Genomic DNA, 21,593 nt, shown 5'->3' on the forward strand with positions numbered 1-21,593 from the left:
CCCAGCGTAGTCTGGGCTTAATTAATCGCTTGTTATTAAAACCTATAATTAGCAGATAACGACACAAGCCCTCCGTTACCCGGCGCTAAGTTCCAATCCATGCCTTTTGCGCCAGCCGATACCCAATACTCTTTATCAAATAGGTTTTCAACTTTAAAGCGCAGCATTAAATTAAGGTCGCTAAAGTCATAGCTTACGCGCGTATAGCTTGGCAGTGATAAGCTGTTTTGTAAGTTTTGTTGGCGCTCACCAACATAAAAACACCAATATTGGCGCTTAGCCCAGACAAGCCTTTAAGCGACGTAAAGTTATAATCAACAAACAAGTTGCCTTGTGTTTTCGGCACATTGTGTGGCTGATTACCGTTAATTTCCGCTTGCCCCGAAAGCTCTCTAATTTCAGCATCCATAAAGCTGGTTGAGAATACTAACGATAGGTTTTCGATAATTTCGCCATTGGCGTTTAACTCAATACCGCGGTGACGTTGCACACCATCTTGCACAAAGTAATTGGTAGCGCGATTATGATACTCCAATGACTTTTCGATTTGATAAATCGCAGCGCTAAATGTGGCCTTGTTAAAGCGATACTTTACACCTACTTCCATTTGCTCACTTTCTTGCGCACCGAGGTACTGTTCGTTTTCAGCGCCACTACCTATCACCGCAATGCCGCCTTCGCCTGCGCCTTCGGTATACATACCGTAAAATGCCAGCGCATCATTTGGGTTGTAATTAATACCCAACGTTGGTGTTGTATAACTATCATCGTTGTGCGTACTCGTTGCTCACCAGGGGCTGTTTTATCACGCTGATAGGTTAAATACCTCACTCCTAAGGTTGCATACACATGATCGCTAAAGTGCACAATATCTGTGATAAATACCGCACTTTCACGCGATTTTTCTAGATTCGCATCTGGGATCTCTGGAAACTCAGGGCGCGTTGTGTAAACAGGATCAAATAGGCTTGCAACTGGATTTTCAAGTTCGAACCAACGACCCGAAATAGACTCTAAATCACGGTAACTTACGCCAACCGCCAGCTCATGATTTATAAAACCGGTTTCTACTTCGCCACTTAAAAAACTGTGGCCAGAGCGCGCTTTAAACGACTCATCTGGCGTGACCAAAATGGCAGCACTCAGTACTTCTCCTTTAGGTGATGTGGCATAAATATCTGGGAAAATGGTAAAACGATCATTGTTGCTTAGCGCCACCTGATTAACCCATTACCAATTATCGTTTAACCAGTAATCGACACAGGTTTCTGTCTCGTACAGCGCCCAAGGTTGCCTAGCAGTACCTCTTGGGTGTCGACATAAGGTGGTAAATAGGTTTGCACATTTTCACCATACACTAAGCCAATTAGGGGTTGCGAGACAATCGACTTGTCGTGATAGTCAAAGCCTAGTCTGACAAGCACCTGATCATTTAACTGCCAATCAAATGCACTGCTTAAAAAGTAGCGTTCGGTGTCATCACCGCCGGTAAAATCACCATTATCTTCTATCGCTGCGTTCACACGATAGCCCATATCGCTTTGTACTGATAACGGGCCGCCCATATCAAGCGACAAATAACGACCATCACTGCTGTTAAGCTCTGCTCCAAGCTCAATAAATTGCTCAGAGGTAGGTCGTTTGGTTACTTAATTAACCGTGGCTCCAGGATTGTTAAACCCTGCAATCACACCCGAAGGTCCTTTTAGCACATCAATGCGTTGAACATTTTCAAGTGCTACATCTTGGTATGGCGCTAGCGATAAACCATCACGTCGCAGGCCATTATTCCAATCTAGTTGAAAGCCACGCAAACTAACAAAATCAAACACAGTACCTATTGAGGTATTTTGTACCGACGCATCATTACTTAATACCTCACTTAACGTACGCGCAAGTTGATTATCGATAAGTTGTTCTGAAAACGACTGAATGGAAATTGGCAGCTGCAAAGGATCTTTAATGCCCAAGACAGCGGCGTTCACATCGCGGGCATCATACATTGGAGCACGTGTGCCCAACACTTCAATATGTTCGAGTGACTTTTCGGTATTGGCATAAAGGGAGAGGGTCAATAGAGAAAGGGATAAGGCGCACACGCCATTATTTAACTTCATGGTTTTAAGGTCCGTTTAAAAAAACAATACATTATAACATATTATTTTGAAAGCATTAGCCAACACACAGCTACCGCTTGTGCCTTAATATAAAAAAGAGAACATCGCTAATTTCGAATTAGCCTGATCGTTGATTAGATTGCATTGCCCGCCAAGCACCATAGGCGCAAACTTCGAATATCACTTTTAAATACAATAAAGCCTGTTGAAAAACAGGCTTTATTTTTCACATGCACTTTTGTGCACTAGTAATGTTAAACACGAGTTAAAACCAAATAATGTAGTTACCAAGTGCCGCAATCATTACACTTACCACAATACACAATGTATTGAATAAATAGCTAACGAAACTCCCCTTTACGTAATCGCCTGCGATTTGCCAACCTGCCAGCATGCTATTAAGCGATAAAATAATAAGGCTTATACTGGCGATTACTTTAAACCAATTAGCGTTTAACAAGCCGATTAACGATGTATAATTGTCGACAGGAAAAGTAGCAAACACAAAAACAAAACACAGACTAAGTAGCACAATAAATAAATTAGCGATCCGCTGAAAAATCCACTGTTTTGTACCGTGACGATTAATGTTTAAACTAGCCAAACCCAGCCTCCTGCAATAATGCTTAACACCAATGCCAAACCAATCGTAACGCGAGAAATCGCAATGCCGCCTGATAACTCTTCAAAATAACCAAATTCCTGAATAAAGTGTTTAACACTTGCAAGGCAATAATATGCCAATGCAGTTAATCCACCCCAAACTAAAAATTGGATAAAAAATACATCATAAAAATAGGACTTCACTTCGTCAAACTGCTGTTGAGAGCGACTCGCATAATAAATAACAGGGATTAAACCTACTGAATAAAACCAAATGATTACTGCACAGATTCGATGCAAAATTGATGCGTAGGCAGTAATGGGTAACGCCATGGTATGAATTGCCAAATTGACTGGCCGCTTATTTTTCATAACATAAAACCAAAATTATAGAGTGAAAACAAATTAACACTAACGATAATCATTATCAATCTCGAACATTTAAATTAACACCTAATCTCACTGTGTTGATGATTAATCAGACAAAGTTCGACACGTTTTTGTACGAAGTTGAAATGAATGGATTTAATAAACACAGTGCACCGACCACATAAAGCTTGATTTTGATAATAGCTATCATTAGCATTAGCGACAAATCGACTGTTTTAATGATTTCAATGCAGCCTCCCTATAATGTCGAGCGAATTTATCAACATTGCATGCCGTTAATGCAGCAACACCTCGCCAAAAAAGTAGCATGTAGCGAAACCAGAAAAGATCTTTCGCAAGAGCTTTATCTCAAGCTTATGCTCGTTGAAAACTGGCATAGCATTGGCAATATTAATGCCTATGTCACAACCATGCTGAACAACTTAATAATTGATTTTTATCGCAAAAGTAGTAAAGAGTTAGTTGATGATGTCGATCTGGATTCACTTAAAGCCGATACTTGTCCAGAACTACATGTTGGCCAGCACCTGGCCATTGAAAAAATCCAGCAACTGCTCGATAAACAAAAGCCCGAAATGAAAGATTTAATTTGGCGCGCTAAAATCAATGGCGATAGCTGTCGCAATATCGCGTGTGATAAAGGACGCTCACTGAGTTGGGTTGAAAAGTCATTGGCGACTTTGCAAAGCAAATGCCGTCAGCTTATTTTGGGGTCGCAGCATAATGATTAAACGCTGGTTAATTCGCTTACAAGCCAAGCGCTGGTTAACAAAAATGCGCGCTGACAACGTAACTTACGAGCAACAGCGCGCTTTTGTCGCTTGGTGCAAAAAGTCTAAACACCATCAAGATACCTACTTTGCTGAGCGCGACATATTGCTAAATAGCAACAGCAATAAAGCATCTCGTTTAGGTTATTCATTGGCGTTTTTATCGTTAGTGGCATTTGCGCTGACAATTTGGCTTGTCAAAACGCCCAACACCAGCAAAGGTGCGCCATCATTGGTGTACTTTAGTGCCGAGCAAAGCCCTGTAACCTTAAGCGATGGTTCGGTAATTGAGTTAAAAAAAGCCACTAAAATTGCCGTTGCTTACAGCCAAAACGAACGCATAATCAAATTGCTTGAAGGAGATGCCTGGTTTGATGTCGCAAGCGACGCTAATCGACCATTTCGCGTTGAGTTTAATAATAAGCAAGTCACCGCGCTAGGTACGTCTTTTTTGATCAATACGTTAGGCGTTGCAAAAGTGGTTGTAACCGAGCATAAAGTTAGTGTTACTAACACCCAAACCAAGCAAATGCAGCAACTTACACAAGGTGAAGGGTTAATTTTATCAAATAAACATTGGCTGAAAATGCACGCAAGCGAAATTAATGCGGCACTGGCATGGCGTGATGGCAAACTGATCTTTAATGCAACTCCCCTTGGCGATGCAATTAAGCAGTTACAACCTTTTGTGGATTACAAAATCAGCGTCGTTAATCAGCAACACCTAAATTTAAAAGTAACCGGTAATGTAAATACACAATCGCCTGAGTTTGCGCTGTCTTTGTTATTGGAAAGCTTAAATTTAAAGCAAATGCGCAATGCCAGTAACGATCTCATAATTTATTAAAAATAATTTACGGTTTTTCATTTTTAACGCGTTATAGATAGTAAGAATTATTTTTATTAAGGTTAAAAATGAAAATCCTCCCACTTGCATTAGCTATTTCAGCAGCCTCTTTTTCTACAATTTATTCACCTGTTGTGCTTGGCAATACGCAAAGTGTCAATCAGCTTGTTCAGTTTGATATTAATGCATCCTCGCTACGCCAAAGTTTAGCTGAATTTACACGCGTTACTGGCATTCAATTATTTGTAAACGATGCGCTATTAAACCAACAACAAAATGCACCGCTTAAAGGCCAATTTACAGCGGCTCAAGGCCTTACATATTTGCTCAACCAATCAAATTTATACGCTGAGTGGAAATCACCGCAAGGTGTGGTGCTAAAAGCAAAAGCACCGCAAAATCAACGTTCACAAACGACGAGCAAACCATCAACAACTGCGTCATTAGATAACATTGAAGTAGTGCAAGTAAATGGCTCTCGTATGCAACAAGGGCTGACCAGTGTTGCACGTCAAACCAGCTATTTTTCGGCAGCCGATATCACTAATGCAATGGCCGCGAATGCAAATTTAGCTCAGGTAATTGGCAAACTAGTGCCCGGTGTATCGCCTGCCAGTCAAACCATGACGAATTTTGGTTTAACATTACGTGGGCGCAATTTACTGGTATTGATTGATGGTGTGCCAATGAGCACTAACCGTAATGTGTCGCGTGACTTATTTAATCTTGATCCATCACTCGTCTATTCAATTGAAATTGTACGTGGTGGTAACGCCATTTATGGTTCAGGCGCAAGCGGCGGTGTGATGTACATCACAACTAAAACGGCTAAGCAATCAAGTACTCAAACGCGTGCAGAATTAAGCACTAGCTTAACTGAAATTTCAAGCGATGCCGCCACTTATAAACTTGGTCAAAGTATTGCTGATCAACGCGATAAGCTGTCGTTTGCAGTGGACTTTGATATTGCATCGACCGGTGGCTATTTTGATGCAAATGGTGACAGAATTGCACCAGAGCCAAGCCAAGGAGATCTGTTTGACAGCACTCAATTTAGCCTTCACGGCAAGGTCGGTTATCAGTTTGATAAAAATGCAGAGCTGTTTGCCAGTGTAATGTGGTTTGATTCAAGCCAAGACACTGAGTTCGCGTCAGATCCAAGTGTTAACTCGCTGCCATTACATAGCGTAAGTGCAAAACCGCGCAAAGGCCTGGTATTAGCTGAACAAAATAGTGCCGACAACTTAATGTTTAATCTTCATTATGTTGACAACGATTTATGGTCGCAGCAGTTTTCTGGCCAGCTTTATTATCGCGACTACGAAACCCGCTTTTATCCGTTTGACGGTCGCCCATTCGCCTCTTGGAATCATTTAGGGCAAGTTTACCTTAATGCGCAAGTGCTTGGTTTTAGAAGCGCATTTAGCCTGCCAATTAGCAATCACACCGTTATTTATGGCCTAGATGGTAATTTTGAGTCAACTAAAATGCCGATCACAGCATACGACCCTGAAGTATTTGATAACAGTAACGGCTTAGAGTTCGTCAAACTCGAAGATAAAACCTTTATGCCAGAAACCGACACCAATAACATTGCCGCATTTGCGCAATACAAGTACCACACAGATTGGGGCCTTGATGTAGACGCAGGTGCACGTTTTGAACATATTCGTGTTTCGTTCGATGATTTTACCACCCTTGGCCAAGGTAATTCTGTTGATGGTGGCAGCAAAAGCTACGACGGCACTATGCTAAACGCTAGCGTAAACTATAGTCTAACCGACAATATAAAAACCTATATCGCATTTGACCAAGGGTACGAATTACCTGATATTGGTCTGCTACTTCGCTACGCATCAAGTGATTTTGACATCAAAAGCAGTGAACTAGAACCCGTAACCTCAGATAACTTTGAAATTGGTTTTAACTATCAATCGGATGACGTTAGCGTTAATGGTGCGCTCTTTAATTCAACGTCAGACCGTGGACGCGTTAAAAGTAGTGGCTTTGGTTTAGATTTGCGCCGCGATAAAGAACGAATTTCAGGTATCGAGCTGGACGTAAACTATTACCTCACTGACACCCTAAGCATGATGGCGTTAGTAAGTAAAATAAACGGTGATGAAAAACCTGAAGGCGCCGACAAGTGGCGCGAAATGAATGGTTTTAGAATCGCGCCGTTAAAAGCAACATTCGCAACCCAATATCAGTTCGATAACATCAATCTGCAAGCGCAACTAAACTATGTTGACGGCCACGATTACCGCTTAAATGGTAACACCGGCTTTGGCCGCCATCAAACAGATTCGTATACCACACTCGACTTATTCGCCAGCATTGAACTAGACCAAAGCGTTGTAAATATTGGTATAGAAAACGCCACTAACCGCGAGTATTACCCGCTTTATAGTCAATTATTACGCTCTAACGCTAATACCAGCCATATTCCTGCGAAAGGTGCGATGGTGAAACTCACTTATCGCTATAACTGGTAAATTAACACGTCAATTTATTAAGCGTTAAGGGCATACGCCCTTAACGCTTTAGCGCGCTACATTGGTGTAATTTGCTCTGTCTACTTCTCGCTCAATATTAATGCGCGATGGGATAAAAGTGTTGTAACCCGGCTGCCCGCCAAACCACAATTGCGCATCACGCTCTTCACGTTCAACAATGTAAAACACTCTATCGCCGTTAATAATGGTACTTGCGATGGGGTACCAATAACGTTTGGCAAAAGGTAGACGGCTAATTTCAATATTCTGTGCCCCCACCTGATAACTCACCGTATCACTTAGCACAAAATTGATGCTGCTTAATCCGTTTTGGTCAGGTCCCTGCCAAGCAACGCCATCGATATTTTGCACTGTGTGACTGGTAAACAACCAGCCCCATAAGCGTTCAGGAATAAACAAACCATTACTATCAAACGAACCCGGGATCCACGAATTAATTTCACCATTCCAGTAATGGTTGCTGCTTGTTGGCTGCAAATAAGCACTATCGAGTACAAAGTTAGTTTGCCCTTTTACCCAAATATTATAGGTAGCAAATTCACCTTCTGGCGTACTGAACTGAGAAAACACACCGTATTCTAATCCAAGTTGGTCTATGATTTCGCTCGTTTGTACAGCGCCATTTGGATATTGGATCACCAACTGGCCCGCATTGTTTACCTGCCAGTTTGCGGTAATATCGGATATTTTGCCGTTGGCCAAGCCATTTGAATCAAACATAATTACATCGGCGTACGAGGTGGTAGGATAAATATAATCATCATAAGCGCGTTTACCTTCCGAGTAATTATATTGCCCGCCCCACAAACCAAGCACACATGCAACGCTATTGCTGCAGTCCGCTTTAAACGCAATCGGCTCAATATCAAGCGCAGATCGAAAAGTTTGCTGACCACTGCTGATTTCAATTTTATTATTTTGCAGCGTTAAGGTATCTCCATTCGTTAATTGAATTGGTGGCGTTCGCTTTTCAACGCGCGTTTAAACATTAATTACATCAACTAACGCACCATCAACAACACGAGTGTAATTTTGCGACAGCGTTGATTGATAAAACACGATTTGGTCATCTACGCCACCGCCTGCATAAAATGCATCAATTTCAGCCTGATCGCCGGTAAGCGATTCAATATTGTAAGTGAGTAATTCTTGCTCGATGGGGGTGGTATAAGTTGTTTCGATTCGGCCATTGGCAACCTGCCACGAATAGCCCGCGTTAATTGCTTGCCCATTCCATGAGGTAAAACTGAGCTTGCTTCCAGTACCTGTCGCGTCAAATTTAAGTGCTGAGCCACTGCGTGATAAATACCCAGGTTCGGCGGTATCAATGGCGTAGTAAAAACTTGGAATATCACTTTCATCGAACCCTGCCACTAAGTCACTGTCAGCTAAAATCGCGTTTTGCGCTGCGATTAAATCTGCTTCGGGTGTGTTCTCAATAAAACTCTCAACCGCATTTTGCGATGAAACAAATTCAATAATACTGTTGTAACCATCGGGCAATTGATAATTCGCATCATCAACAATCAATTTAATTACCGCCGCTAATTCAATTAACTGTGATGCATCGACTGCGGTTTCAGCTTGTTGTAATTCAGTAATATTAGTCGGTTCTTGAAAGCCATTTGCCGCAAGCGTTAATACGTAACTCGCAGTTGTTACGTTGGTAACATTATGAGAGTCATCTTCTAGTACTTTTTCAAACGACCCTAACAAATTAACGAAGTTAATTTCATCGCCAGTTTGCGCATCAAAGGCCGACGATTCTATTTTCACAAGTGTTTCGTGTGTAGTGGTTAAAATCGTCAGCGAATAAGCGCCGTTTTCATCGGCTGTAGTCGTAAAGGTATTACCATTAACGGTAACACTAACACTGGCATATGGAATGGGTTCATCCGTCACTAAACCCGATAATGTCGCACTGTAACCGCCGCAAGCACTAACATCGGTAACATCTGCGCTATCAATTAAAGTGGTATTGTTATTCGCAACAGCGGCGATTTTACACGGCACATAAATGAGGTCATCAATTTGCACTTTCGTATTAAAGCGTTTATTTTTCACGATTTCTGAATGAAAAATAACGTCTAGATTGTCGGCATCTCGTAAGGTTAACGACGTATTTTTACCAAAGCCTTTTAGTTCACCTTTAACTTTGAGCCAAGTTTGCTTGTTGTTAACCGACACATTGTCGATTTCAACCGACTGAGTGCCCGCCCAACTCGCTGGTGAGATTGCAGCGGCGCTCAGTAACGCTGCCATAACTAACTGTTTAATCTTTATTTTCCCTAAATCTGAGTTGTTTTCCTCAGAGTTAGATTAGACGTTACTAGGCAGTTGTGATGTTTCGCAACTGAACACGCGCTTTTAAATCGCTTACTGTTGCGAGAAAGGTGACACCTACTTATACAAGTTAGTGTGTGATTAACGCAAAAGCAGTAAAAACGCTCTCATCCAAAACTGAGGTTATTTAGTTTATTAAGTACCACTTAAAAACAAATGCATCCCTACTGCTCAATGCTTCATTCAGCCTAACAACTGTTTGATAATTGATCAAATTATTGCAATAGTTTCACGTTTTAAAAGCCCAAGTCGTCGCAAAAACGTGCTTTTTACACTACCCTCAAACAAACGTTAAACATTAAATTCTTTATGTTTATCATAAAACTTTATTTGACAAACATAAATTTCACGATTAATTTATAAGCATGAGTATACGAATCAACCTAGATATAGAACTGGCAAAAAATAAAATCTCATTGAAACAATTATCGCAAGATATCGGTATTTCAATGACCAATTTATCGCTGCTTAAGAATGGCAAAGTAAAAGCTATTCGGTTCTCAACATTAGAAGCAATTTGTTCGGCGCTTAATTGTCAGCCGGGCGATATTTTGCAATATGAGCACGATCATTCAGACGCTGATCTGGATACATAACGAAAGGACGTATTATGACTTCTCGCGATAATTTTATATCCGCTGGGGCCGCTGCTTTGCTAGCAGTGCTATTTCCATTTTACTGGATCACGTTTTTGGGCCAAACCTTTGATGGCTTTGAGGTCGCTCTTAAACAAGATCTACTCACATTCAATTGGCGTGATTTACTGTTTGTATTGATTGGCGCATTAGAAGTGTGTGTTTATTTGAGCTTAAGCAATCACCTGAAATCTCACTTTAATGCCCGCTCCGCTCGTATTTTGCTGTGTGCTATGGCCGCAGTCGTCGCCATATTTCACTCAACTGTGTTATTTGATATTTATTTAGCCTTAACCAACCAAGATATGCTTTCAGAAAGTACAGGCATCGTAGCGATGGTGGTAGCGTTTGGTTCTTTGGGGCTGTACACATTATTCGCGGCTGTATTTTCAATTGTATGTTTAATTAACAAACATTTGCCGCCACTGTTGAAAGTGTTCTCGGTGTTAATGTTATTAATGAGCATTCTACAAATGACCCTTGTTTTGTCTTTCACCAACGTATTCCTATTCCCTGCTGCACTTCTGGTACTGTCTATTTACTTTGTTAAAGACAAAGAAGAACTGGAAGTAATTTAAGCCGTACAAGGTAATGAAACAAAACAAGGATATGTTATGCGTTTAGTTAAAGTACTTATAAGCTTTATTGTACTCACTTTGAGTTGGAGTTGCGTTTGCCTTTATGGCGCATTAAATGGATGGTGGTTAACACCGCTTGCCAAACAAGGTGATTCGGCCGCATTTATTGCCAGGGTTCAACAGCGCTTTTTAAACGAGGCAAAAGGAAATTTTGCCATGGTTATCATTGAAGATGGGCGGGTTGTGTCAAAGCAATTCACACCATCAATAAATTCGGTAAATGGCGATAGCCTCTTCCCTGTGGCGTCAATGAGCAAGTTATTTACCGCATATGGTGTGTATCAATTGGCACAACAAGGCGACATTGATTTAGATGCACCTATTTCTAATTACCTAACAGCAGCATGGCAATTACCCGCATCCAGTTTCAATCATAATAAAATCACCTTGCGCAGTTTACTGTCCCATACCTCGGGGTTAACCGATGGCTTAGGCTTTGCCGACATGAGTAAAAGCCAGCCAATGCCTAGTTTAATTGAGTCATTAAACCACCCAAAAGGCGCACGCGGTGACGTTAAACTTGAAATCGGATTCGAACCAGCAACTCAGTGGCAATATTCGGGCGGCGGTTACCTAATTACAGAACATATCATCGAGAATGTGACTAAGATGTCATTTGAAGATTTTATGGCAAAAACCGTTTTCGAACCGCTTTCGATGCATCGCACCAATTATGCATTTATCGAAACGCACAGTAATGTGGCACACGCATATGATTCGGCCGGCAACAAGGCGCCTTTTTATCAATATGTAAGCCCTGCCGCAACAGGGTTACTGGCTAGCACTAATGACCTTACTCAGTTTGTATTGGCCTTACAGCAAACGGATAAACACACTAAAAATGCCATCAACACATTAAGTAAACCACTTGGTCATAAATTAGGGGCGCCAATTTGGGGCATGGGTGCAATGCTATATGCCCCGCTACCAGATGGTAAATTTATTCTCGGTCATGATGGCGCAAATGAGCCCGCAATTAACAGCGCACTTCGCCTCAATCCAACTAATCACGATGCAATCATTGTGTTAACCTCTGGCGGAGAAAATCTTGCAACCGCGATCGCATCTGAATAGACCTTTTGGCAAGCAGGTATTCCCGACTTTTTAACCTTCGAACGCGCGATTAGCAGTGCCTTTCTACCCATTGGTTTAGGCATCGTCGTAATTTTGCTCGCTCTTGCACTCGTTTACCGTAAACGGGTTATCTCAAGCTAAAGTGACAAGTAGAATACGTGACAAAATAGAGCATGACTGGCACCGATTACTTGGTGGCGTCACTGACCAGCACTTTACTGGCTAAGCCCACCAGTAGCACGCCGGAAATGCCATCTAAAACACGGATAAAACGCGCTGAATTTGCTCTTTTAAACAGCCAACTGCCCAATACCGCGTAAAGTAAATTACATGCCGTTGTTAATAGACTGAAAACACACCCCAATAGCAGCAGCTGAAACGCAACATCAGCAGACGATGTGTCGATAAATTGCGGTAAGAACGAGAGAAAAAATAACGCTACTTTAGGATTTAAAACACTTACAATTATTCCTTGCAAAAATACATTGTCTGAAGCGCGTGATTTATCGTTTAGCACGACCTGACTTTCACCACGCCACATCGCGTAAAGCAACTTAATACCGAGGTAACATAAATACGCTGCTCCTAACACCTTAACTAGGGTAAATGCCAGTGCAGAGCTTAAAATTATCGCCGACAAACCAAGACATGCAACTAAGGTATGTGCAAAATAGCCAACGCCTAGCCCCATTGCCGCTTTTAATCCCGTTGTCATTTTACCTTTCATTGTGTTTGATACGATGTAAATTACATCGGGTCCGGGAATTAAATTTATTGCCAGGCAAGCAATAACGAATATAAGTAATGCGTTAAAATCCATATATTTTCCTATTCTCGTTTCTTAAGCGGTGTTATGTCAGGTTAATCTATGCTCGGGGGCTTAAATTAACACTCATTTTCTTCAAGCTTAACGTAAAACTATCTTTTAAATTTAGTATGTTATTGCGCATTTTTATTTAGGACTATGTTAAGTCCTTCATTTTCTTTCGGGGGCTCAAAATATTGTGTCACATGATGAAACATTGCTTCTGTATCAAAATGCGATCGCTCAGGTTCTGAAATACGACGCTTGGCGATTTGTGCAAGGCACGTTGCATTACTCACATCTAAGTAGATAACTTTATGTTGGCCATTAATTTCATCACTCAATGAACGCAACCAAGCGCGTTGCTTTACGGTATTCGCAGGAAAATCCATTACCACATGACTACCCGTTGCTAACATACGCTGCACATGCGTTTTCACAAACGGTTTTATCAGATTTGCATAATGAATATAGTCATCAAACGACTTAATTTGCTCAGGGAAGTGCGCACTTAACCATTCATCTTCAGAAATCAACACTCCGTGCGTTTGCTTCGCTATAAGCTTTGCTTGGGTTGACTTACCCGCTCCCATCTTGCCGCAAAAAAAGGTTAAATTACCAAGGTTTTTCATAAAACGGCCTGTAAAAAATGTGCGATTAAAGCGTTAACTTTGCGCGTTCAATTGCTGCTGTTAGCTAAAATGCACTCCGGTGATGTCATATTCGCCAATGTATCGCTCACCGTACATATCAGCAAAGAAAAACTCCATTTCGACTTTGTGCCTGCCTTGATGGTTGAGTAGCTCGATTACATAAAAGGTTTTTTTAGGGCCTGAATAGGTTTTAAGATCGCTCGATTGCACTATTTTGAAATCGCTCGGGTTACCTAGCTTATCAAAATATTCGTAAAGCACATTTAAGCCTCGCGAATAAATGTCTATTTCTCGTTGGTTTGCATTAGGAATGTGCTGCGCCATCAAAAATGCAGTATTTTGGTTATTAATCGCATCAATAAATTGGCTGATTAACTGCTGATGCGCAACAGGCGGTACAACTTTAACCTTTGTTGCTAACGCTTTTAACTTATCCGAAGGCGGCATAATGCGATTTTGATACACCGTGAAATCACGCGAGTAAGCAACAAAATTCAAATAGCTTTCTAGACTTTTTTGGTATTGGTTGTGAAATTGTTTAAAGTCTTCCGCTAGGTTATTTTCCAAATCTAAGTAAAAATCATAACCAGCTTGCCCAGTTAAATGAAGAATATCTCTATGGTCAATGAGTAAACCAAATAACAACGCATTAAAATCAATCACATTGTCTTGTTGGTTAAATAGAACCAGATCACTTGACCAAGTTTTATTACCTTTTTTTATTTCAAGCACATAATCTTTAAAGGGTGCTTGGCTGCCAAATTCTAGGTGTATTTGGTTAGATTGAAACGGAATAGACTCAGATTTGAAAAATTTTTCGCGTAAATGTAATTGAAAACCTTCGCTTGCTTTAGCAAACTCAGCTGACTTTTGCACTAGGGTCGCCTGTGACGAATGCACCTTAGCAACAAACATAATAAGTACGATAACAATCAGTAGCTTAATTTTCATTATCACTCCTTGATAACTTGCACATGCGCTTTGATAGTATAAAAATCAATCGGTAAAATAAAGCCTTAACTGTTAAATTTGCATCTATCATTAGCGCCTGTTGACCTCAAAGCGTTTTGTTCTTTGTTGTTACTTCTTGAATTAGCCCACTAGGTCTACAAAGCAACGCCGCGATCAAAAAGCTTTGCATTTGAACAAAATTTAGACCACAAAGATCATCACGCTAAAGTTCGTCACTAAGTGTCTGTTACACATTTGGCTGCTCCCATTGCAATGCATGTCCAGCTTCTGCCACGACTAAGGTTTCACAACCCGGTAATTGCCTTGCTGCAGCGCGCATCAGAGCGGGCGGTTGATACAGATCTGCACCGCCTGTTAGTAAGAATATAGGTAAGTTAAGATCCCGTAGCTTTTGCCATGTGATGGTATGTTTATCTTTCTGACGATTTCTAAGACCGGGCTCTTTCGCCTTTTGCTCCATCGCTATCCATGCTTTTACGCCCTCAGGATGGGCAAAGCGATACGAGGGACCCAGCTCTTTAAATTCAGGCGGCAAATCGGCAAACCCTTTTGACAAAATAAAATCTGAACGGGCATCAAGATCCTTATCCCACATACCAAGCAAACTGCATGCTATGGTGATATTTAACAACCTGTCTGCAAATGAAACAGCAAAATCTGTAACCGTGAAACCACCAGCTGCTAAGCCAACAATATGAAATTTACCAATGTTTAAATGGTTAATCAGCGCAAGTAAATCATCGGCATCGGTACTAGGCTGCTCGGCCGATTTAATTGGCGAGCCTTGATGCCCGCGCCTTGAATATGCGATGGTTCTAAACCCAGCTTGCGCAAATGCATCTTACTGATAAGGCCATGAATAAGCACTGCCGAACGGTTCTTTTGAGCGCACTTTTCTCATTGTTGCTCGATATTCGCTTAGATTGCTAGGCCACACATCGAGCGCCGCGATAAAAGCACGCTCAAAGAAAACAAAAATAGAACGGCAAAGATCAACAGACCCTAGACAGGCAAAAACGGCGCTTCGTCAAAACTGTTCGATACTAATCCGCTATTTTCTTTTGCATTTACTTTTGAGGTTAGCGCCAAAGATGCGCCAAGCGTGCCAACCGCAGCGCTTTTTATAAACTGGCGTCGTGACGTTCCTTGCTGAATATGGTCTGCCATTATTATGTATTCCCTTTTTATTATTGCGTACTATTTAAACGCCACCCGATTTCAATTAACAAGCCTGATACGATAAAACAATGCGTAAACGAGATGGAATCGTTAAATGTAATAAAACGTGTCATAACATACTGAAGTTTTGATTATTTTTTTCTAGCACTTTTTATTTTCACTGCCACTCAAAATGTCCCAAATAAACGCCGATAGAAGCGCATTAGATTAAAGTCTAAGTGTTCTAAGCGCGGTATTTGTTTTAAATCAAAAAGGCGAAAGGTTTCGCATGTGACAATCACCGTCGCAATAAAGTAACTCTCACTAAATAAAGGACAAATCATTATGACTACTGCATTTTATATTCCTACCGTTAATTTAATGGGTGCAGGTTGTTTAAAAGATGCCGCTGATAATATTCAAGCTAAAGGATTTAAAAAAGGACTCATCGTAACCGATAAAATTCTGAACCAAATTGGTGTTGTCGAAAAAGTTCAGTCGCTGCTTAACGAGCGCGATGTCGCAACGGCGGTTTTTGACGGTACCCAGCCAAACCCTACCGTTAGCAATGTAAACGATGGCCTAAGTATTTTAAAAGACAATGATTGCGACTTTGTAATTTCACTTGGTGGCGGTTCGCCACATGATTGCGCAAAAGGCATTGCGCTTGTTGCTGCAAATGGCGGCAAAATTGGCGACTATGAAGGGGTCGACCAATCAGCAAAACCAATGTTACCGCTTGTCGCAATTAATACAACAGCCGGTACGGCTTCAGAAATGACGCGTTTTTGTATTATTACCGATGAAGAGCGCCACATTAAAATGGCCATTGTTGATAAACACACCACGCCGTTAGTATCGGTTAACGATCCTGAGCTAATGCTGGCAAAACCTGCCTCGCTCACTGCCGCAACCGGTATGGATGCGCTTACCCATGCAATCGAAGCGTATGTATCAATTGCTGCAACGCCAATCACTGATGCTGTTGCAATTAAAGCGATTGAACTAATTCAAACACATTTGCGCGAAGCGGTGAATAATGGCGAGAACATTGATGCACGTGAGCAAATGGCCTATGCGCAATTTATGGCAGGCATGGCGTTTAACAATGCATCGCTTGGGTATGTACACGCGATGGCGCACCAGCTAGGCGGTTTTTACGATCTACCTCACGGTGTATGTAACGCAATCTTATTACCACACGTACAACGTTTTAACGCCAAAGCGGTTCCAAGTCGCTTACGTGATGTTGCAAAAGCAATGGGCGTTGATGTGAGCAATTTAAACGAACAACAAGGTGCAGATGCAGCAATTGACGCAATTGTTAGCTTAGCCAGTGATGTTGGTATTCCATCAGGTATTGAGCAGTTAGGCGCAAAAGCTGACGATATTCCAACACTTACTGAAAATGCGCTAAAAGATGCCTGCGGATTTACTAACCCAATACAGGCTACTTCTGAAGAAATTGCAGAAATATTCCGCGCTGCAATGTAGTGATAATGCTATGACTCCTTAAAAAATAAAAAGGTTAGCATTCGCAGCTAACCTTTTTTCTTGCCTTAATAATAATGTTGCTTGGCTATCTCATTTAGCCCGTGTTGACCTTTACGTTCTACATAAATGCAAAATTAATTTTACCTTTACGACAAATATCTATCGTTTTACTTAAAACAAAAATACCCCTAATTTGTCGGTGTTAAAAATATCAATCCAGCTAATTGAAAAAGGGTAAATATGAAGATTTTTTTAATGGTATTGGCATTAGCAAGCACTGTAGTTTGGGCAAGCGAAGAACAAGCTAGCGTAGAAACAGTGAAAGATTCTTATGAATTCTGCCTAGATATGGCTGAAGAAGAAGAGAATAAAGACAGCGCCGTGCTATTTTGTGTAAACGATGAATTAAAATCTCTTGGTTACAAAGGGTTTGATTCATTACAAGCTATTAAGAGCTTTATTAAAGCAGATTAAGCGTTAAACGCTAACACACATGATACAGACGAATAAAGGCCAGCATTTGCTGGCCTTTTTGTTTTTTAAGCTTTTGTTTCGTCGAAAAATATTGCAACCTTTTAAAAACAATTTGCGACTTAGTTAAAAACAACAGCTAAACAAACAACTATGAACAAATTTTTACTCGCACTTTGCACACTCGCAATTACCTTTTCAACAAACGCTAGCGCCGTACCAGCCAGCATTTTTGATATTTCGATAAGTGAATCATTTGATTCATCTCTAACTAAATTGCAAGAGAATTGCCAAACAAACGTACGCGTTGTGTCTAACTTACCAGTGCGCTTTCCACTCGCAAAACACACAGAGCAACATATAGTATGTGACAAAATAAAACACGGCGGAAAGGCTGCTATTGTAATTGCCGACGGTAAGGTTGCGCACATTAACACAAATAATATCAGTGAAAGTGCCGTTACCGGCTTAAGCGAAAAATATGCTGAGTACTTAGCGTATCAAGCACACAGCAATCATCTATTGTGGTTAAATACAGACACCAACAGTGCTACCTTAATCGGGCAGGATGCGCTTCACCCAAATTTATTTGTTTGGTCTAACCCACATATCAACAATAACCAGCAAAGTGAGGTTACGTTAAATACCTTACTTAAATTTGGTGCGTCAATTGATGAGCTTATGCCCATATTTGAAAAGCACTGCCAACCGCTGGTGATTCAAGACACTAAACCCTGGTTGTTAACCAAGCCAAATGCGCAAAAACAAGTTAACTGTTTTAATTTTTCGGCATTTGGTTTTCCGCGCAAAATTGAAGCCGTATTCGGTGACAACCACCTAGAACTCGCTTGGATTTTAACCGCAAGCGCTGAGCAAACACGTGTGGCGCAATCACTTAGCAACACCTACGGCAAAGCTATATTTGAAAACGCTCAGTGGCAGGCATATCAAAATGGTGAAATTTATTTACGCAAGAACAAGCCAGAAGTATTAGCGGTATCAAAAAGGCTTATTCCCCTTATCAAAGAAAAATACGCAATTACGTTTTAAACCAAGTAAACATCAGTGATTGAAATGCGAATTGGCTCACAATAGAAGGGGGTTCAATTCGCGTGCAAGCCTTATTGGTATGCGCAGTTTAAAATTCAACCTAATCATCAAACCTTTGGCATCATTAAATCAGTTCTTACATATTAAACACATATTCTTTGATCTGACGCCAATATTTAACGAGTACTGGTATTAATGTTTAAAGCACATTCAACTATAATTCACATTGACTAAATACCTTTTACTCGCGCGTTCTCTTTGCGCTGCACCTTTTTGAATACCGGCTTTTAAATAATGACTACGTTTCTTTTCCGCTTTGCTATGTTTTTTTTGCTAACGGTTTTTACCTGCACCACGACTGCAAAAACGGGGAATAGTATTAAATGTGGTATGGCGACAGGCTACCCACCTTTTCAGTTTATCGAGAATAACCAACCCACTGGCTTCGATTACGATGTGCTGACGCGTGTGTTACAGCAAGTAAATCAAGAACTGTATTTGGTTACAGATACGTGGGATGAAGTAGTTAACCACTTACGTTTTGCCGAGCTTGATTGCGTGACTGGAATGGAAATCAATCCGCTGCGAGAAAAGTACTTTGATTTCACCGTACCCTATTATTTTCGCTACACCTCAGTATTTGTAAAAGAAGACAGTAAAGACATTGAAATTTTGCGTGACCTTTACGGGAAAAAAATTAGCGGCGACAAACACTCACTCACCGAAACCATATGGCAAGAAAAGCACATAAAAGATAACTTTCGTTTGATCCAAACCGAGTCAAAAGAGCAAGCGATGTTAATGCTTGCCAACGGTGAAACTACCGCTGCTATTATGCCGCGTTCGGTGGGGTTGTACCTCGCTAAACAGTACGGTGTTAAAGTTAAAATTGTGCAATCAAATTATCGCGGTACCCCCGTTGCCATTGCCGTCAGAAAAGGCAACAAAGTACTGCTCGACAAACTGAATTCAGCGCTTCAAACACTGCTTTCGTCAGGCCAGTTAGACACCTTACAATCTAATTACCAAGACTAATTTAACAATTGATTTAATTGACAAAATTTATTTAACGCGTAGCCTAACGCCACATTTTATTTATATCACTACAAGGACTGTAATGAACTGTTCTCATGCGCTTTATTGTGTAGAAGACTTCCTTCAAATTGCTTACTTACTTTCAAATCCTATCTTTGCTAGTGGCATCGTAATTCTTGCTTTTATGCTACGCAATATCCCAGGTCGCCCTTGGCTAATTAGTTTTGCTGTGCTGTCGTTATTTTCGAGCGTGTTTTATTCTGCTATTCAAATTGCGCAATATACATTATGGGGCGATTTACTTTATTTATACAAACATTATAACAACACGATGAGCGTACTAAATTTATTAAAATTTAATATTTTACTTCCCTGCTTTTTACTAAATTTATGGACTCTGAAAAATCTAAACATACCAATTCATACCGTGTTCTTTTCGTGGCGAGGACGTGCTACTCGAAGCATGTTTTGGGGTATATCGCTGCTTTACATAGTATTATGCTTAGGGTTATTTAACGTATTAAATAACTTCTATAAATCCAACTCTAGCCTGCCCGTTTACGCTGAAGCGATTTTTTTCTTAGTATTCTTTTTCACTCTGTGTGTGATTTCTTGGATGACCTTAATGATCCACATAAAGCGTTGGCACGATTGTAATCAGTCGGGTTGGATGATGTTTTTGAGTATGATCCCTGTGATTGGTCCTATCGGTTGTATGTTATACCTAGGTTTCGCCAAAGGAACCGATTCAGAAAATAAATATGGCCACCCAGTTTCAGTAGGTGCTGGCGTTACCAATAACCCCGTACCTAATGAAATAAATAACGGGTAAAAATAGAGCAGCGGTTGCCTTAACCTTGTTTTATCTTTATAACACTAAAGAAAAAAAAACAGATGCTGTTAAGGACAATTTATGGCTATTTATCAATTTCTCGATTTCACGTTTTGTGCAACAACATTTGCCTTAACGCAATCAGGTAAAGAAAAGCCAATTCGTCCTAAAACTGCACAGGCACTGCTGTTTTTTTTAACACAGCCAGAGCAATTGATATCAAAACACGCATTGTTTAAGGCGCTGTGGCAAAGTGAAGACGTGCAAGACTACCGCCTTTTCCAAGTGATCAGTGAATTGCGTAAACTGGCACCAGAGCAACACCTTATTCGCACCCAACCTAATCAAGGTTATATTTGGCAAGCCACGGTAACACAGGTAATACCGGTTCAAAGAGCACAGCTGCCTTGGCGCGCCATTGCTGCTGGCCTAACCTTAATGGTATCAACAATTACCAGTGCTATGTGGGTATCACACAGCGATACACCGCCTACAACAAATTTATTGCCAGCAATGAGCAGCTACTCAAATGCGCTAATCGCTTTTCAAAAAAGTGATTTGGAGATTGCCGAAAAGTGGCTTAACTTTAGTTTACAAGAAAACCCCCACTCCATCGAGGCGCAACTATTACTCGCTGAAGTGAAATTACACAAAAAAGAGCTCACTCAAGCAAATCAGCTCGCGTTTAAGATTATTAATCAAACGCCAACTTCAGATTATTATCGTACGCAAGCACTCGACCTATTAAGCCGTATATCATTAGAAAACAGTGAAATTAATGATGCACTCAACTATGCAATTGAAAGTAAAGCGCTACTTAATTCAAGTTTAGCCGTGTGCAGCAGTGAAGTAGTTAATCAGCGTATTGCGACGATTATCACCAACAAACCAGCAACTGCAAGCACGACTCAGCATAACCCCGTTAACAGAGAATCTCTTATTGCAACAATAGTGACAAATAACAAGCAGCAAGCCAACACAGAACAAAATGCTGAGCACCTGGCGCTTTGCCACCAACTAAATCAGCCAACTAGTTTTAATTTCACAAATAGCACCTTGCATAATGATATTTTTGGCTCACGACAACGCACTATGCGCACCTAAAAAAACCTTACCCAAATAACTATAAGCCATTAATATTAAATAAATTATAGTTATTTATAGATGATTATAGATAGTTTTAAATGCGT

Annotated in this window: 25 protein-coding genes and 1 pseudogene; 12 read left to right on the forward strand and 14 right to left on the reverse strand. The window is 40.8% G+C overall.

The window, feature by feature from the left end:
• Positions 1 to 35 precede the first annotated feature (35 nt).
• From L1068_RS03210 to sdhC, 7 genes are all read right to left on the reverse strand, one after another.
• Positions 36 to 167 carry a hypothetical protein gene (locus L1068_RS03210; RefSeq protein ID WP_343221837.1) on the reverse strand — a complete coding sequence of 44 codons (132 nt, stop codon included), beginning with the start codon at positions 165 to 167 and terminating at the stop codon, positions 36 to 38.
• A gap of 26 nt (positions 168 to 193) precedes the next feature.
• Positions 194 to 745, reverse strand: a complete 552-nt coding sequence (locus L1068_RS03215) for a TonB-dependent receptor (RefSeq protein WP_237129050.1) — start codon at positions 743 to 745, stop codon at positions 194 to 196.
• Positions 661 to 1,218: a hypothetical protein gene (locus L1068_RS03220; protein ID WP_237129051.1), complete on the reverse strand. Its 558-nt coding sequence runs from the start codon at positions 1,216 to 1,218 to the stop codon at positions 661 to 663. Before L1068_RS03220 ends, L1068_RS03215 begins: the two co-directional genes overlap by 85 nt.
• Positions 1,219 to 1,244: 26 nt before the next feature.
• Positions 1,245 to 1,577: a hypothetical protein gene (locus L1068_RS03225; protein ID WP_237129052.1), complete on the reverse strand. Its 333-nt coding sequence runs from the start codon at positions 1,575 to 1,577 to the stop codon at positions 1,245 to 1,247.
• A 72-nt stretch (positions 1,578 to 1,649) separates the two neighbouring features.
• The gene (locus L1068_RS03230; RefSeq protein ID WP_237129053.1) at positions 1,650 to 2,117 is read right to left on the reverse strand and encodes a TonB-dependent receptor plug domain-containing protein; all 468 of its coding nucleotides are present in this window, start codon (positions 2,115 to 2,117) and stop codon (positions 1,650 to 1,652) included.
• Positions 2,118 to 2,382: 265 nt separating this feature from the next.
• Entirely contained in the window at positions 2,383 to 2,721 is a 339-nt protein-coding gene (sdhD, locus tag L1068_RS03235) for a succinate dehydrogenase, hydrophobic membrane anchor protein (protein ID WP_237129054.1), read from the reverse strand.
• Positions 2,709 to 3,092, reverse strand: a complete 384-nt coding sequence (sdhC, locus tag L1068_RS03240; protein WP_237129055.1) for a succinate dehydrogenase, cytochrome b556 subunit — start codon at positions 3,090 to 3,092, stop codon at positions 2,709 to 2,711. The genes sdhD and sdhC overlap by 13 nt, the downstream gene beginning before the upstream one ends.
• A gap of 245 nt (positions 3,093 to 3,337) precedes the next feature.
• On the opposite strand from sdhC, the gene L1068_RS03245 reads away from it, so the two are divergent.
• The 3 genes from L1068_RS03245 to L1068_RS03255 all read left to right on the forward strand — a co-directional run bounded on the left by L1068_RS03245 (position 3,338) and on the right by L1068_RS03255 (position 7,222).
• A complete protein-coding gene (locus L1068_RS03245; RefSeq protein ID WP_237129056.1) occupies positions 3,338 to 3,841 on the forward strand; it encodes a sigma-70 family RNA polymerase sigma factor in 504 nt (167 codons plus the stop codon).
• Positions 3,834 to 4,727, forward strand: a complete 894-nt coding sequence (locus L1068_RS03250; protein ID WP_237129057.1) for a FecR domain-containing protein — start codon at positions 3,834 to 3,836, stop codon at positions 4,725 to 4,727. Before L1068_RS03245 ends, L1068_RS03250 begins: the two co-directional genes overlap by 8 nt.
• A gap of 68 nt (positions 4,728 to 4,795) precedes the next feature.
• Complete coding sequence (locus L1068_RS03255; RefSeq protein ID WP_237129058.1) at positions 4,796 to 7,222, forward strand: TonB-dependent receptor; 2,427 nt, start codon at positions 4,796 to 4,798, stop codon at positions 7,220 to 7,222.
• Between the two features lie 48 nt (positions 7,223 to 7,270).
• On the opposite strand, the gene L1068_RS03260 is transcribed toward L1068_RS03255, so the two are convergent.
• Positions 7,271 to 8,059 carry a hypothetical protein gene (locus L1068_RS03260; RefSeq protein WP_237129059.1) on the reverse strand — a complete coding sequence of 263 codons (789 nt, stop codon included), beginning with the start codon at positions 8,057 to 8,059 and terminating at the stop codon, positions 7,271 to 7,273.
• 165 nt (positions 8,060 to 8,224) lie between these two features.
• Positions 8,225 to 9,505, reverse strand: coding sequence for a carboxypeptidase-like regulatory domain-containing protein (locus tag L1068_RS03265; protein ID WP_237129060.1), 1,281 nt, complete (start codon positions 9,503 to 9,505; stop codon positions 8,225 to 8,227).
• A gap of 446 nt (positions 9,506 to 9,951) precedes the next feature.
• Here L1068_RS03265 and L1068_RS03270 point away from each other — a divergent pair, with 446 nt between their 5' ends.
• From L1068_RS03270 to L1068_RS03280, 3 genes are read left to right on the forward strand one after another with little or no spacing between them, the layout of a single operon-like run.
• On the forward strand, positions 9,952 to 10,182 hold the full coding sequence (locus L1068_RS03270; RefSeq protein WP_237129061.1) for a helix-turn-helix transcriptional regulator: 231 nt from the start codon (positions 9,952 to 9,954) through the stop codon (positions 10,180 to 10,182).
• 14 nt (positions 10,183 to 10,196) lie between these two features.
• Complete coding sequence (locus tag L1068_RS03275; protein WP_237129062.1) at positions 10,197 to 10,799, forward strand: hypothetical protein; 603 nt, start codon at positions 10,197 to 10,199, stop codon at positions 10,797 to 10,799.
• 36 nt (positions 10,800 to 10,835) lie between these two features.
• Positions 10,836 to 11,933 carry a serine hydrolase domain-containing protein gene (locus tag L1068_RS03280; RefSeq protein ID WP_237129063.1) on the forward strand — a complete coding sequence of 366 codons (1,098 nt, stop codon included), beginning with the start codon at positions 10,836 to 10,838 and terminating at the stop codon, positions 11,931 to 11,933.
• Positions 11,934 to 12,120: 187 nt separating this feature from the next.
• Here L1068_RS03280 and L1068_RS03285 read toward each other — a convergent pair whose 3' ends face one another.
• The 5 genes and pseudogenes from L1068_RS03285 to L1068_RS03305 all read right to left on the reverse strand — a co-directional run bounded on the left by L1068_RS03285 (position 12,121) and on the right by L1068_RS03305 (position 15,530).
• Positions 12,121 to 12,753 (reverse strand): LysE family translocator, encoded by a 633-nt coding sequence (locus L1068_RS03285; RefSeq protein WP_237129064.1) that lies wholly within the window; start codon positions 12,751 to 12,753, stop codon positions 12,121 to 12,123.
• Positions 12,754 to 12,872: 119 nt separating this feature from the next.
• On the reverse strand, positions 12,873 to 13,370 hold the full coding sequence (locus L1068_RS03290) for an ATP-binding protein (RefSeq protein WP_237129065.1): 498 nt from the start codon (positions 13,368 to 13,370) through the stop codon (positions 12,873 to 12,875).
• Between the two features lie 60 nt (positions 13,371 to 13,430).
• On the reverse strand, positions 13,431 to 14,342 hold the full coding sequence (locus L1068_RS03295) for a hypothetical protein (protein ID WP_237129066.1): 912 nt from the start codon (positions 14,340 to 14,342) through the stop codon (positions 13,431 to 13,433).
• A 247-nt stretch (positions 14,343 to 14,589) separates the two neighbouring features.
• Positions 14,590 to 15,189: pseudogene (locus L1068_RS03300) on the reverse strand (alpha/beta fold hydrolase); the annotation flags it as partial.
• A 176-nt stretch (positions 15,190 to 15,365) separates the two neighbouring features.
• On the reverse strand, positions 15,366 to 15,530 hold the full coding sequence (locus tag L1068_RS03305; protein WP_237129067.1) for a twin-arginine translocation signal domain-containing protein: 165 nt from the start codon (positions 15,528 to 15,530) through the stop codon (positions 15,366 to 15,368).
• A gap of 336 nt (positions 15,531 to 15,866) precedes the next feature.
• On the opposite strand from L1068_RS03305, the gene yiaY reads away from it, so the two are divergent.
• The 6 genes from yiaY (at position 15,867) to L1068_RS03335 (ending at position 21,507) form a co-directional block, all read left to right on the forward strand.
• Positions 15,867 to 17,015, forward strand: coding sequence for an L-threonine dehydrogenase (yiaY, locus tag L1068_RS03310; RefSeq protein ID WP_237129068.1), 1,149 nt, complete (start codon positions 15,867 to 15,869; stop codon positions 17,013 to 17,015).
• A gap of 240 nt (positions 17,016 to 17,255) precedes the next feature.
• Positions 17,256 to 17,489: a hypothetical protein gene (locus tag L1068_RS03315; RefSeq protein WP_010558784.1), complete on the forward strand. Its 234-nt coding sequence runs from the start codon at positions 17,256 to 17,258 to the stop codon at positions 17,487 to 17,489.
• 150 nt (positions 17,490 to 17,639) lie between these two features.
• The gene (locus L1068_RS03320; RefSeq protein WP_237129069.1) at positions 17,640 to 18,536 is read left to right on the forward strand and encodes a hypothetical protein; all 897 of its coding nucleotides are present in this window, start codon (positions 17,640 to 17,642) and stop codon (positions 18,534 to 18,536) included.
• A gap of 294 nt (positions 18,537 to 18,830) precedes the next feature.
• Entirely contained in the window at positions 18,831 to 19,571 is a 741-nt protein-coding gene (locus L1068_RS03325; protein ID WP_237129070.1) for a transporter substrate-binding domain-containing protein, read from the forward strand.
• 82 nt (positions 19,572 to 19,653) lie between these two features.
• Entirely contained in the window at positions 19,654 to 20,403 is a 750-nt protein-coding gene (locus L1068_RS03330) for a DUF805 domain-containing protein (RefSeq protein WP_237129071.1), read from the forward strand.
• A gap of 81 nt (positions 20,404 to 20,484) precedes the next feature.
• A complete protein-coding gene (locus tag L1068_RS03335) occupies positions 20,485 to 21,507 on the forward strand; it encodes a winged helix-turn-helix domain-containing protein (RefSeq protein WP_237129072.1) in 1,023 nt (340 codons plus the stop codon).
• Positions 21,508 to 21,593 lie beyond the last annotated feature (86 nt).

It is taken from the genome of Pseudoalteromonas sp. MMG024, assembly GCF_021654175.1.
Taxonomy (GTDB): Bacteria; Pseudomonadota; Gammaproteobacteria; order Enterobacterales; family Alteromonadaceae; genus Pseudoalteromonas.